Origin of the sequence: Youxingia wuxianensis, from assembly GCF_014385085.1 — a bacterium.
In the GTDB taxonomy this organism is placed as follows: Bacteria; Bacillota; Clostridia; order Oscillospirales; family Ruminococcaceae; genus Youxingia; species Youxingia wuxianensis.
In genome coordinates this window covers 398,809-411,579 of the sequence record NZ_JACRTD010000001.1, presented here as the reverse complement: position 1 = coordinate 411,579, position 12,771 = coordinate 398,809, and the positions used below count along the sequence as shown (strand labels likewise).

Sequence of the window (12,771 nt, the reverse complement as noted above, 5' to 3'; positions counted from 1 at the left end):
TGTTATGATAAAATTCATTCCATGAAAGGATTGATTAAATGTCCAACCTTGTCATCGTTGAATCGCCTGCAAAGGCGAAAACGATCCAAAAGTATCTTGGCAAAGATTTTGAAGTAGTGGCATCTATGGGGCATGTGCGCGATCTGCCAAAAAGCAAGCTCGGCGTTGATATAGAAAATCATTTTGTGCCGCAGTATGTGGATATCAAAGGAAAAGAAGACCTGATCAAAGAGCTGAAAAAACATGCGAAAAAAGCGGATTCTATCTATCTGGCAACCGACCCGGACCGGGAAGGGGAAGCGATTTCCTGGCATCTGGCGCAGTTGCTGGGGGTAGATTTAATTGATGATAATCGAGTTACTTTTAATGAAATTACCAAGTCCGGCGTAAAATACGGAATGGAGCATCCGCGCAGCATTGATTTGAAATTGGTGGACGCTCAACAGGCGCGGCGTATTTTAGACCGGATTGTAGGTTACAAAATCAGCCCGTTCCTTTGGAGGAAGATAAGAAAGGGGCTATCAGCGGGGCGCGTTCAGTCGGTAACTGTACGGCTGATTTTAGATAGGGAGGAAGAGATCCGCGCTTTTGTCCAGCAGGAGTACTGGAGTATTGATGCAAAACTTACGGCAAAAGGTCATGGGAAAAAACCAATCAGTGCGAAACTTGCCTCTAAAAATGGAAAAAAAGTTGAGATTTCCAGCGAAGAGGAAGCGCACGCAATCTTAAAACAACTGGATGGCTGTGAATATCTTGTCACCAATGTTAAAACCGGCGTACGCAAAAAATCCCCGGCGCCTCCGTTTATTACCTCCACCTTGCAGCAGGAAGCTTCCCGCCGGCTTGGTTATCAATCCCGGCGGACTATGAAAATCGCCCAGGAACTATATGAAGGGGTGGATGTGGAGGAAATCGGTACTACCGGGCTTATTACCTATATGAGAACCGATTCCCTGCGTATTTCTGACGAGGCGGCCAGTAAAGCGGCGGAATATATTACACAGAAATATGGAAAAGAATACCTTCCCAGTACCCGCCGGGTATATAAAAGTAAAAATAATGCACAGGACGCCCATGAGGCGATCCGTCCTTCCGACTCGTCCCTTACCCCGGACAGGGTCAAAGGAAGTTTATCTTCCGAGCAGTATAAACTGTATAAACTGATTTGGGAGCGATTTATCGCCAGTCAGATGGCCAACGCCTTGCTGGATACGGTAGCGGCTACTATTACTGCCGGAGAATATGATTTTAAGGCTTCCGGCTTTACTGTAAAGTTTGATGGCTTTACTGTGCTTTATGAGGAGAGTAAAGAGACGGAAGAAGAGGCCTCCGGCGCCCTGCCGCCTATCTCTGCAGGCGATAAGCTGAATTTAAAAGAGTTGGTGCCTAACCAGCACTTTACGCAGCCGCCGGCGAGATATACGGAAGCTTCCCTGATTAAGACACTGGAAGAAAACGGAATCGGGCGTCCTTCCACTTATGCCCCTACCATCACCACTATCCTGGCCAGAGGATATGTTGAACGGGAAGGCAAGGCGCTGAAGCCTACCGCCTTAGGGGAAGTAACTACCAAATTAATGGAAGAGCAGTTCGCCAAGATTGTGGATGTAGCATTTACAGCCAATATGGAACAGAACTTGGATAAAGTGGAGGAAGGTACTGTCGATTGGCAGAAGATGCTGGAAGATTTTTATGACGATTTCTCCAAAACGCTGGAGCAAGCGGAAAAAAATATGGACGGCACTCGTGTGAAGGTACCTGATGAGGAGACTGATGTTGTCTGTGAATTATGCGGACGTAATATGGTGATTAAAACCGGCCGTTTTGGAAAATTTCTTGCCTGCCCAGGTTTTCCTGAATGCCGCAATACCAAAAAGATTGTCAAAGAAACCGGCGGTCTTTGTCCCGTATGCGGCGGAAAAGTACTTGCTAAAAAATCGAAAAACGGCAAAGGGTATTACGGCTGCGAGCATAATCCTACCTGCCAGTTTATGACCTGGGATAAACCGCTGACAGAACTGTGTCCGAAATGCGGAGCAACCTTATTCCAGAAAACCGGCAGGGGAGCGGTTATCCACTGTTTGAAAGAGGGCTGTGATTACAGCCGGCCAGTAAAAGCGAAGGAAAAAGATGAATAAAACTGTAACGATTATCGGCGCTGGACTTGCCGGCTGTGAAGCGGCATGGATTCTTTCACAGCAGGGAATTTCCGTGCGTCTTCACGAGATGAAACCACAAAAATTTTCTCCCGCCCATCACAGCGAAAATTTTGCGGAGCTGGTGTGTTCCAATTCCCTAAAGGCCCAGCGCTTAGGCTCCGCCGCCGGAATGCTAAAAGAAGAGATGCGCTTGATGGGATCTTTGGTGGTAGACTGCGCTTTGCAAACAAGCGTAGCTGCCGGCGGCGCTTTGGCTGTGGATCGGGAAGAATTTTCCGCTCTGGTAACCAGACGGATAAAGCAACAAGAAAACATCGAAATTATTTCAGGGGAAGTTACTTCTATCCCCAAAGACGGCTATACTATTATCGCTACCGGTCCCTTGACCTCAGATGCTTTCGCCGCGGAGATTGAAAATTTGTGCGGCGGCAGTTTGAGTTTTTTTGACGCGGCAGCGCCTATTGTCACATATGAATCTCTGGAGAAGGAAAAGATATTTTTTGCTGCTAGATATGGCCGGGGTGAAGACGACTATATCAATTGTCCTTTTAACAAGCAGGAGTATGAAAGGTTCCACCAGGAGTTAATAAACGCTCAAACCGTCCCCTTAAAAGAGTTTGACAAACGGGATTTCAAGGTGTACGAAGGGTGCATGCCAGTAGAAGTAATGGCTAAACGGGGAGCGGATACCATGCGTTATGGTCCGCTTAAACCGGTAGGGCTGCGGGATCCGGCAACGGGAAAACGGCCCTGGGCGGTTGTACAGCTTCGAAGAGAAAATAAAGAGGGGACCTTGTATAATCTGGTAGGGTTTCAGACAAACCTAAAGTTTGGAGAACAAAAGCGAGTGTTTTCCCTCATTCCAGGACTGGCTCACGCGGATTTTGTCCGTTATGGGGTGATGCATCGAAATACTTTTATCAATTCCCCGAAACTGCTGGATTCCACCTTTTGTATGCGGGAGAGAGAAAACATCTATTTCGCGGGGCAGATCACTGGGGTGGAGGGATATGTTGAATCCGCTATGTCCGGCCTTTTAGCAGGAACTCATCTCGCCAGAAAACTAAAGGGACTGCCGGATCTGGCGCTTCCTTTAACTTCTATGTCCGGCGCGTTGAGCCATTATATCAGCGGCTGCGCGACACAGGACTTTCAGCCTATGGGCTGTAATATGGGTATTTTGCCTCCCTGGCCCCAGCGGGTAAAGGACAAGCAGGAACGTTATTTACTTATTGCCCAGCGAGGGCTTCGCGATCTTAAAGCAGCGATAGGGGAAGAATAAATAGGAGGGACTATGAAATGAGAATCATTGTTGACGCTTTTGGCGGCGATAACGCACCGCTGGAGATTTTGAAAGGCTGTGAACTTGCCGTCAAAGAACTTGGTGTGGATATCATCGCCTGCGGTGACGAACGGATTATCCGCGACGTATGCGGGAAAAACAACATATCCCTCGATCGGATTGATATTCAGCATACCGAGAAAATAATCCCGGTGGAGTGTGATCCTACCGAGGTGGTAAAATCTTATGACGACTGCTCCATGGCCATTGGAATGAAAATGCTTGCCAATGGAGAGGGCGATGCTTTTGTCAGCGCGGGAAGTACCGGCGCTGTGGTAGTGGGGGCGTCTTTATTTGTAAAGCGTATTAAGGGGATTAAACGCGCGGCGCTGGCTTCGATTATTCCTACCACTACCGGCTGTTATATGCTTCTGGATATTGGCGCCAATGCAGAGTGCCGCCCAGAAATGCTGGTACAGTTTGGTATTATGGGGAGCTCCTATATGGAAAAAATCATGGGAGTGAAAGATCCCAGAGTGGGTATCGTCAATATCGGTTCAGAAGAAACCAAGGGACTGGATCTGCAGATTATCGCCAATGAGCAGATGAAACATGCCCCTGTTAACTTTATCGGCAATGTAGAACCCCGCTATCTTCCAGAAAACTGCTGTGATGTAGCGGTAACCGACGGATTTACCGGAAATGTTATCTTAAAGTTGACGGAAGGTCTGGGTTCCTCTTTGGGAAATGAGATTAAAGATATTTTTAAGAAAAACTTTCTTTCCAAAGTCGGCGCTTTGTTTGTTATGGACGGAATCAAAAACTTTAAAAAGAAGATGGACTACACGGAATATGGCGGCGCGCCTTTGATGGGAATTTCCAAACCAGTGATTAAGGCTCATGGCAGTTCCAACGCAAAAGCTTTTAAAAACGCAATCCGTCAGGCCAAAGAATATACCCAATTGGGAATTATCTCCCAGATTGAGGCTTCTTTGGAAGAGCTAAAGATAAAATCGCAGGCGAATTAAAACAGGGAGGCAGTTATGTCAAACAGCGTATCCTTTGAAGAGCTTGAAAAAACAATTGGCTATACCTTTAAAAATAAAAAATACCTTGATATCGCGTTAACCCATTCTTCGTATGCCAACGAGGTAAAGAAAAACCTTTCCAGCAACGAGCGTCAGGAGTTTTTAGGCGACGCGGTGCTTTCGATCATTGTGTCTGAGTATCTGTTTAACACTTTCCATCTGGCGGAAGGGGAGCTGACCAAGCTGCGGGCGGCGATGGTGTGTGAGAAGTCCTTATGGGAATTTGCCCAGGAAATTCATTTAGGAGATTACCTGAAGCTGGGCAAAGGAGAAGAAATGATGGGCGGGCGTACCCGCGCTTCCATTTTAGCGGACGCTTTTGAAGCGCTGATTGCCGCTATCTTCCTGGACGGCGGCATGGACGAGGCGAGAAAATTTGTTCTTGGTTTTATTATAGATGTAATTGAAAATAAGAACAAATTTGCTTTCAATGATTACAAAACTATGCTGCAGGAGATCATTCAAAAAAACCCGGAGGAGCGCCTCACCTATGTATTAGTGGAGGAATCCGGTCCGGATCATAATAAGCGGTTTGTGGTAGAAGTCCATTTAAACAGCAATGTGATCGGCCGCGGCAAAGGCCAGAGCAAAAAAAGCGCGGAACAGATGGCGGCAAAAGAAGCGCTGAAGTTAATGGGACAATGAAGCATGCCAATCTTTCCATTTTCGTGCCCCACGAGGGCTGCCCTCATCAATGTAGTTTCTGCGATCAGCGCAGTATCTGCGGAAAACAATCGGCTCCCGCCGGGCGGGAGATAACAGAGCTTTGCCGCCGGTGGGGGGAATATCTGAAACATTTGCCTGTCCCGGCGGAAATTGCCTTCTTCGGCGGGAGCTTTACAGCGATCCGGCGAGAAGTTATGGTAGAGCTGCTGGAAGCGGCAAGCCCTTTCGTAGAGAATGGGCTTTTTTCTGGAATACGGATTTCTACCCGCCCGGATTATATTAACAAGGAAATTCTCTCCCTTTTAAAACACTATCATGTCACTTCTATTGAGTTGGGCGCTCAAAGTATGTGTGATGAGGTGCTTAGTCTCAATCGACGGGGACATACCGCCCAGCAGGTACGCAAGGCGTCTCAGATGATTTCTCAGAACGGTTTTGAGCTGGGACTTCAGATGATGAGCGGGCTGTACGGCTCGAATAAGGAAAAAGACTGCTTTACTGCCCGGGAGCTCGCCGCTCTGTGTCCGGCAACTGTGCGTATTTATCCTACGATTGTGGTAAGGGGGACTTATTTAGCACAGCTTTACGATGAGGGAAAATACCAGCCTCAAACCATGGAGGAAGCGGTTGCTCTGGGAGCGCAGCTGTTGGCATTTTTTTCGGAAAGGGATATCCGGGTCATCCGCATGGGGCTGCACGCCGAGGAGAGTCTGGAAAAAAGCTATCTGGCGGGCCCCTATCATCCTTCCTACCGGGAATTGTGCGAAGGGTATCTGATGTATTCCAAAGGAGAAGAACTGCTCCTGCGTAAACCCCAGGGAGCATATACCTTATTGGTTTCGCCGAAAGGTATTTCAAAAATTGCCGGGCATGGGGGCAGATACATTGAGAAATTTCGCAAGATAGGGTATAATATAAAATTAGAGCAGAAACCGGAGTTGTCTGCTTTGGATGTTGAAATAAAGGATGTGTGAATTTGCGGCTTCGCAGTTTGGAAATACAGGGATTCAAATCATTTCCTGACAGGACACGGCTTACCTTTAATGATGGCATTACCGCAGTAGTAGGTCCTAACGGAAGCGGCAAAAGTAATATTGCGGACGCAGTACGTTGGGTGCTGGGCGAGCAGTCTACGAAAACCTTGCGCGGCGGGAAAATGGAGGACGTTATTTTTGGCGGAACCCAGGCCCGAAAAGCGCAGGGCTATTCTCATGTTATGCTGTCGATTGATAATTCTGATCGGGCGCTTCCTTATGAGAATGACGAGGTTACTATCTCAAGAAAACTTTACCGCAGCGGTGAAAGCGAATATCGAATCAATAACGTCAACGTCCGGTTAAAAGACGTGTATGAACTGTTCATGGATACTGGCTTGGGAAAAGACGGTTATTCTATCATTGGGCAGGGAAAAATCGCTGAAATTGTCAGCGCAAAGAGTACCCAGCGCCGGGAAATTTTTGAGGAAGCCGCGGGGATTTCCAAATACCGTTACCGAAAAGCAGAAGCGCAAAGAAAGTTAGAAGCGGCGGAAGAAAATCTTCTGCGTTTAAAAGATATCTTGCTGGAATTGGAAGGCAGGGTAGAGCCTTTGCGCATCCAATCGGAAAAAGCGCAGAAATTTTTAGAATATGCCGGGGAGAAAAAAGCTCTGGAAATTTCCCTTTGGGTTCTTACCCTGGACCGGTCCAAAGATCTTTTGCGGCAGCAAGAAGATAAAATTCTGTTGTGTAAAACACAGCATGAGGATATTCAAAAGGAATTGGATCAGCTGGAAAATAATATTAATGTCCTTTATACCACCATGCAGACGCTAGCGGTGGAGATGGATGAACGGCGCAATAAAATGAAAGAAATTGATGAGATTATTTCTCAGAATAATGCGGATATCGCAGTAATGAAAAACGATATCACCCACAATCAAACTTCTCTTGAACGTATCATCCAGGAGCTGGAGCAATCGGATATGTCGGGGGTGGATTTGGACACAAAAATTGCCGCCTGTGAAGAAGAGATTGCTCAGAAAGAACTTTCGCTGGAGGATTATAGAGAACAGCATCTGGACATTCAGGCGAAAATTACAGAATATACTGCTCTGCAGTCTCAGTGCCAGACACAGATTGATGCTTTGAAAGAACGCCGGTATGGTCTGTCCCAAAGTATTAATGAAACTAAACTCTCTTCCGCTTCCAGCAATTCTCTCATTGATGAGACGATCACCCGTCTTGGAGTATTAAAAGATAATGCTTTGATAAAAGACGAAACTATTGCGCAAATTGAAAAAGAACGCAAGGACTGTGAAGAATTAATCGAGGAAATTGAGGAAAATATTCTTTCCCTCACCAACTCCAGAAAAGGTTACCAGCTCAAGTTGGAAAGCCGGCAGGAAAAGATTGACAAACTCTCTCTAAAACGCCGGGAACTGGAGGATCACATGCGTCAGCGCCAGCAGAAAGCCAAGCTGCTTTTTGATATGGAAAACAGCATGGAAGGCTTTTCCGGAAGCGTAAAATATATTATGTCGCAAGCCTCTAAAGGCGCGCTGCCAAAGGTATACGGCCCGGTATCCAAGCTGATCACGGTGGACAAAAAATACTCCCTTTCCATTGAAATCGCCCTTGGCGCGGCTATGCAGAATATTGTGGTGGAAGACGAAAGCATCGCCAAACGTGCAATTGGGATGCTAAAAGAATCCCGGTCCGGGCGTGCAACCTTTTTGCCAGTTTCTACTGTAAAAGGAAATAAGCTATCTGAACCCAGCCTTGACGCTTGTGAGGGCTTTCTTGGGGTTGCCTGCGACCTGGTATCCTGTGACAGCCGTTACAATGGAGTTATTCAACAGTTGCTGGGCCGGGTTGTAATCGTAGAAGATCTGGATCGGGCGGTGACAATTGCTAAAAAGTTCAGCCACCGTTTTCGTGTGGTTACTCTGGATGGACAAGTAGTCAACGCCGGCGGCTCCATGACAGGCGGTTATTCCCCTAAAAGCGCTGGCATTCTCAGCCGTTCCAAAGATATCGAGGCTTTACAGGAGCAGGCAAAGGGATTTCAGGAGCAAATCTCCAAGCTGGACGAGGAGCTGAAGGCTGCCCAGCAGGAGTTAGGCTCCGTACAGGCCACGGTGTCTGGTATTATAGGGGAGCTGACGACGGCGCAGGAGGATAAAATTCGCTATGACGCCCAACTTCGTCAGTTAAAAGCGGCTTACGAGGACGCTGTTAAAACCAAAGAACAAGCGGTGCTGGAGTACGACCAGCTAAGCCAGCGCCTGGAAAGCCTGAAGGAAAAAAATGTAACCAACGACGAACTGATGGAAGAATTAAACCGGCAGTTGGAGGAAGTACAAAAACAGCTTTCTCAGTTGGGAGAGAAAAAGGAGGAGTATGCCCATGCGGGAGCGCAGACTTCTACCCGCTTGGCAGAGCATAATATTGAAATTATTACCTTAACCAAAGAGATTGATGGAATACGCCAGATGGCCGCCCAGCTTTCCGATCAAAAGATGGGACAGGCGGAGCATATGGAGGCCTTAAACTCTCAACGGCTTGAACTTACCGCCTTAAATCAGCAGATTACAGAAAAGATCGAAACCATGATCCTTCAGCAAGATACATATTCCCTGCAGATCAAGGCATTGGAAGAGGAAATTTCCCAGATGTCCGCCCAGCGTACCCAATGTGAACAGGAAACTACCCAGCTGCGCGCTCAAGAAAAGGAAATTACCTCCCGAAGGGAAGTAAGCGCACGGGAATTGGCACGGCTGGAGGAGAAAAAAGTTTCTCTGCAAAGCGAATATGACAATATTATCTCCCGTTTGTGGGACGAGTATGAAATTACCCGTTCCCAGGCGATAGAGCTGGCACAGCCGGTGGAAGACGTTTCAAAGGCTCAGCGCCGTCTAGGGGAGTTAAAAAGTAAAATTAAGTCTCTTGGAAGCGTTAATGTGAGCGCCTTGGAAGAGTACAAGGAGGTTTCCGAACGCTATCTTTTCTTAAAAGAACAGGTGGAGGATATTGAAAAATCACGGTTGGAACTGAACAATTTAATCCGGGAACTGACTGGGGATATGCAGAAAATTTTTGCGGAGAATTTTAAAAAGATTTCTTATCATTTTTCAAAGATTTTCGTTGAACTGTTCGATGGCGGAAAAGCGGAACTCACCTTAACCGACCCAGAAAATATTCTGGACAGCGGCATTGAAATTTATGTCCAGCCGCCGGGAAAAATCATTAAAAATCTGGCTGCCCTTTCCGGCGGAGAGCAAGCGTTTGTTGCGATCGCTATCTATTTCGCCATCTTGAAAGTGCGCCCGTCGCCTTTCTGTCTGCTGGACGAAATTGAAGCGGCGCTGGACGATGTAAACGTTGTAAAATATGCCCAATATCTTCGCAGGATGTGTGATAAAACCCAGTTTATCTGTATTACTCATCGTAGGGGCACTATGGAGGAAGCGGATATTCTATATGGGGTAACTATGCAGGAAGAAGGGGTTTCCAAGCTGTTGGAGCTGGATGTCAGCGAGATTGAAAGCAAGCTTGGTATGAAACAGAACAGTTAAGCTATATCACTTTACAGGAGGAACATGCATGGGATTTTTGGGCAAACTGGCCGAAGGATTAAAAAAAACCAGGGATTCAATGGCCAAGAGGGTAGATGAAATTGTAAATTCGTTCACTAAAATAGATGAGGATCTTTTCGAGGAACTGGAAGAATCTCTGATTTTGTCCGACGTAGGCATTGTAACCTCGCAAGCCATCTGCAGCGAGCTGCGGGCTCGGATAAAAAAGCAGGGCGTTACCGATTCTATGCAAGTAAAAGGCCTGTTAAAAGAAATTTTAATAGAGATGCTCCGCGGCGGCGAAGAACTGAATATATCTACCAAACCATCCATAGTTTTAGTTATCGGGGTAAACGGCGTTGGGAAAACTACGACGATTGGCAAGCTGGCTTCCAACCTAAAAGCGCAAGGGAAAAAAGTGCTTTTGGGCGCGGCGGATACCTTTCGTGCGGCCGCCATTGAACAGCTGGAAGTTTGGGCTCAGAGAAGCGGCGTGGATATGATTAAACAATCGCAAGGGTCCGACCCGGCGGCGGTAGTGTTTGACGCTATTACCGCTGGCAAGGCCCGGGGTGCGGATGTCATCATCTGTGATACAGCCGGCCGGCTTCATAACAAGAAAAACTTAATGGATGAGCTGTCGAAAATTTCTCGGGTCATCGCCAGGGAAGCTCCCGGCTGTGCTGTGGAGGTGCTGCTCGTTTTGGATGCAACTACCGGTCAGAACGCATTAAATCAGGCGAGGCAGTTTAAAGAAGCGGCGGGCATCACCGGCATTATCTTAACTAAACTAGATGGTACGGCCCGCGGAGGGGTTGTAATTGGGATTAAACAGGAGCTGCAGGTTCCAATAAAATATATCGGAATTGGGGAACAGATCGACGATCTGCGCGCGTTTAATGCAAATGATTTTGTAGAAGCTCTGTTTCCGTCACAGGAGGAACAAGAATGAAGGTCGTCGCAGCTACTGGCAATAAAGGTAAAATCCGGGAGTTTACCCGGATTTTCGCTCCCTTTGGAATAGAAGTCATCTCCCAGTCGCAGGTTTGCCCAGAACTTGAGGTGGAAGAAAATGGAACCACCTTCGAAGAAAATTCTTTTCTTAAAGCGAATGCAGTCCATCAGCATACAAAAACCGCTGTAGTGGCGGACGATTCCGGGCTTTGCGTGGATGCTCTCGGAGGGGCGCCAGGGGTATATTCCGCCCGGTACGCCGGGGAGGATACTCCTTATCCAGAGAAAATCCGTTTACTTTTAGAGGAGCTGAAGGATATTCCGGATGAAAAACGAACGGCACGTTTTGTAGCGCATATTTGTTTTATTGATGAAAACTCCAACCGCATTGATGTAGAAGGAGTATGTGAAGGAAATATTGGATATGAGCCGAAAGGAGAAAACGGATTTGGCTATGATCCCATATTTATGGTAGGGGAGAAAAGTTTCTCTGAACTTTCAGATGAGGAAAAAGATCAGTGCAGCCATCGGGGCAAAGCTCTTCGAGAGCTGACGAAAAGACTGGGACAACACTTATAATTGTGTGGAGGAAGATATATGCTTACTAGTAAACAGAGGGCGCAGCTTCGCGGCCTTGCAAATTCCATGGATACTATTCTCCAGGTAGGAAAAGGCGGCGTCATGGATCCTTTAGTAAAACAGGTAGACGATGCCCTCACCGCGCGGGAACTGATAAAGATGCGGGTATTGGAAACCGCGCCCCAGAGCAGCCGTGAAATTGCCGACGAGCTGGCTCAGGCTACCAACTCCCAGGTGGTCCAGGTGATTGGGACAAAGTTTGTCCTTTACCGGCGCAATACAAAAAAACCGATTATAGAGCTAAAGTAATGAAGATCGGTATCTTTGGGGGAACGTTTAATCCTGTACACAACGGACATATTAATCTTGCCCGCGCCTATTTAAAAGCATTATCTCTGGATAAACTTATTGTAATCCCGGATAATATCCCTCCTCATAAACCTTATACCGCACTCGTCAGCGGACAGGATCGGTATGAAATGTGCCGTCTGGCCTTTTTAGATATTCCTCTTTGCCAGGTAAGCCCTATGGAACTCAACCGTTCCCATAAAAGTTATACTGTGGATACGTTGGAGGAGCTTCATAAGATTTATCACAAAGATCAGTTATATTTCATTATGGGGGGAGACATGTTTCTTACCCTGCATCGATGGTATCGTCCCCAGCGGATTTTTGAGCTGGCGGTCATGTGCGCCGGGGCAAGGGAGCAAAACCAAAGAGAAGCGCTTTTAGCATACGCGGAAAAAATTCAGGCCATGGGGGCAACTTATAAAATTGTGGAGATTGAGCCTGTGGTAATTTCTTCAACTCAGGTGCGCGATGCAGTTTCAAAAGGAAAAGATATTTCCGCCTTGGTGCCGCGGTCGGTAGCGGGATATATCAAAGATCACAATCTATACCAAAAGCAGGTGGACAGCCTTGATGCATGATCTTGACAAGCTGGATAAGCTGGTAAAGGAAACCTTGTCGGAATATCGGTATTATCATACGGTATGTGTAGTAAAGCAGGCAAGAAAGCTGGCAAAACAATATGGCTGTGATGTACAAAAAGCAGCCGTCGCCGCTTATCTTCATGATATTTGCAAAGAGATGAACCCAGCAGAGCAGTTGCATTGGATAGCAAAGTTTGGTATAATCCTAGACGATATACTGCGGGATCAGGCAAAGACCTGGCATGGTATGGCGGCCTGCGGTTATATTAAGGAGACTTTGGATATCCAGGATATGGATATTTTAAACGCAGTGCGTTATCATACAATTGCCCGGGGAAAGATGAGCCTTTTGGAAGAGATTATCTATATGGCAGATCTGACCAGTGACGATCGGGATTACGAAGATGTAGAGCATTTTCGCTTATTAGCAAAAACCAACTTAAAGCAAGCGATGAAAGAAGCGCTGGCATACTCTGTGGAAAGCTTGGTTTCCATGGAACAGGGAATTTGCCAGGATACGATAGACGGATATAATTACTATATAAAACTAAAATAG

11 protein-coding genes are annotated in these 12,771 nt (G+C 46.8%); all 11 read left to right on the top strand.

Going from position 1 to position 12,771, the window contains the following annotated elements; genetic code table 11:
• The first annotated feature begins 38 nt into the window (after positions 1–38).
• Genes topA through yqeK form a run of 11 tightly spaced genes read left to right on the top strand, consistent with a single transcriptional unit; the run spans position 39 to position 12,771 of the window.
• Positions 39–2,138 (top strand): type I DNA topoisomerase, encoded by a 2,100-nt coding sequence (gene topA, locus H8705_RS02120; RefSeq protein ID WP_262394204.1) that lies wholly within the window; start codon positions 39–41, stop codon positions 2,136–2,138.
• Positions 2,131–3,441 carry a methylenetetrahydrofolate--tRNA-(uracil(54)-C(5))-methyltransferase (FADH(2)-oxidizing) TrmFO gene (gene trmFO, locus H8705_RS02115; protein ID WP_262394203.1) on the top strand — a complete coding sequence of 437 codons (1,311 nt, stop codon included), beginning with the start codon at positions 2,131–2,133 and terminating at the stop codon, positions 3,439–3,441. The genes topA and trmFO overlap by 8 nt, the downstream gene beginning before the upstream one ends.
• A gap of 17 nt (positions 3,442–3,458) precedes the next feature.
• On the top strand, positions 3,459–4,469 hold the full coding sequence (gene plsX, locus H8705_RS02110; RefSeq protein WP_262394202.1) for a phosphate acyltransferase PlsX: 1,011 nt from the start codon (positions 3,459–3,461) through the stop codon (positions 4,467–4,469).
• 15 nt (positions 4,470–4,484) lie between these two features.
• Positions 4,485–5,174, top strand: a complete 690-nt coding sequence (rnc, locus tag H8705_RS02105; protein ID WP_262394201.1) for a ribonuclease III — start codon at positions 4,485–4,487, stop codon at positions 5,172–5,174.
• Positions 5,171–6,169: an elongator complex protein 3 gene (locus H8705_RS02100; RefSeq protein WP_262394200.1), complete on the top strand. Its 999-nt coding sequence runs from the start codon at positions 5,171–5,173 to the stop codon at positions 6,167–6,169. Before rnc ends, H8705_RS02100 begins: the two co-directional genes overlap by 4 nt.
• A 2-nt stretch (positions 6,170–6,171) precedes the next feature.
• Positions 6,172–9,750, top strand: coding sequence for a chromosome segregation protein SMC (gene smc, locus H8705_RS02095; protein ID WP_262394199.1), 3,579 nt, complete (start codon positions 6,172–6,174; stop codon positions 9,748–9,750).
• Positions 9,751–9,778: 28 nt separating this feature from the next.
• Positions 9,779–10,702 carry a signal recognition particle-docking protein FtsY gene (ftsY, locus tag H8705_RS02090; RefSeq protein WP_262394198.1) on the top strand — a complete coding sequence of 308 codons (924 nt, stop codon included), beginning with the start codon at positions 9,779–9,781 and terminating at the stop codon, positions 10,700–10,702.
• Positions 10,699–11,283, top strand: a complete 585-nt coding sequence (gene rdgB, locus H8705_RS02085) for an RdgB/HAM1 family non-canonical purine NTP pyrophosphatase (RefSeq protein ID WP_262394197.1) — start codon at positions 10,699–10,701, stop codon at positions 11,281–11,283. Before ftsY ends, rdgB begins: the two co-directional genes overlap by 4 nt.
• An 18-nt stretch (positions 11,284–11,301) precedes the next feature.
• On the top strand, positions 11,302–11,592 hold the full coding sequence (gene yhbY, locus H8705_RS02080; RefSeq protein ID WP_262394196.1) for a ribosome assembly RNA-binding protein YhbY: 291 nt from the start codon (positions 11,302–11,304) through the stop codon (positions 11,590–11,592).
• The gene (gene nadD / locus H8705_RS02075) at positions 11,592–12,212 is read left to right on the top strand and encodes a nicotinate (nicotinamide) nucleotide adenylyltransferase (protein WP_262394195.1); all 621 of its coding nucleotides are present in this window, start codon (positions 11,592–11,594) and stop codon (positions 12,210–12,212) included. Before yhbY ends, nadD begins: the two co-directional genes overlap by 1 nt.
• On the top strand, positions 12,205–12,771 hold the full coding sequence (yqeK, locus tag H8705_RS02070) for a bis(5'-nucleosyl)-tetraphosphatase (symmetrical) YqeK (protein ID WP_262394194.1): 567 nt from the start codon (positions 12,205–12,207) through the stop codon (positions 12,769–12,771). The genes nadD and yqeK overlap by 8 nt, the downstream gene beginning before the upstream one ends.

Coding starts and splice junctions, on each gene's coding strand:
- yhbY (WP_262394196.1), top strand. CDS start 11,302: ATGCTTACTAGTAAACAGAGGGCGCAGCTTCGCGGCCTTGCAAATTCC.
- trmFO (WP_262394203.1), top strand. CDS start 2,131: ATGAATAAAACTGTAACGATTATCGGCGCTGGACTTGCCGGCTGTGAA.
- nadD (WP_262394195.1), top strand. CDS start 11,592: ATGAAGATCGGTATCTTTGGGGGAACGTTTAATCCTGTACACAACGGA.
- rdgB (WP_262394197.1), top strand. CDS start 10,699: ATGAAGGTCGTCGCAGCTACTGGCAATAAAGGTAAAATCCGGGAGTTT.
- H8705_RS02100 (WP_262394200.1), top strand. CDS start 5,171: ATGAAGCATGCCAATCTTTCCATTTTCGTGCCCCACGAGGGCTGCCCT.
- rnc (WP_262394201.1), top strand. CDS start 4,485: ATGTCAAACAGCGTATCCTTTGAAGAGCTTGAAAAAACAATTGGCTAT.
- plsX (WP_262394202.1), top strand. CDS start 3,459: ATGAGAATCATTGTTGACGCTTTTGGCGGCGATAACGCACCGCTGGAG.
- yqeK (WP_262394194.1), top strand. CDS start 12,205: ATGCATGATCTTGACAAGCTGGATAAGCTGGTAAAGGAAACCTTGTCG.
- topA (WP_262394204.1), top strand. CDS start 39: ATGTCCAACCTTGTCATCGTTGAATCGCCTGCAAAGGCGAAAACGATC.
- ftsY (WP_262394198.1), top strand. CDS start 9,779: ATGGGATTTTTGGGCAAACTGGCCGAAGGATTAAAAAAAACCAGGGAT.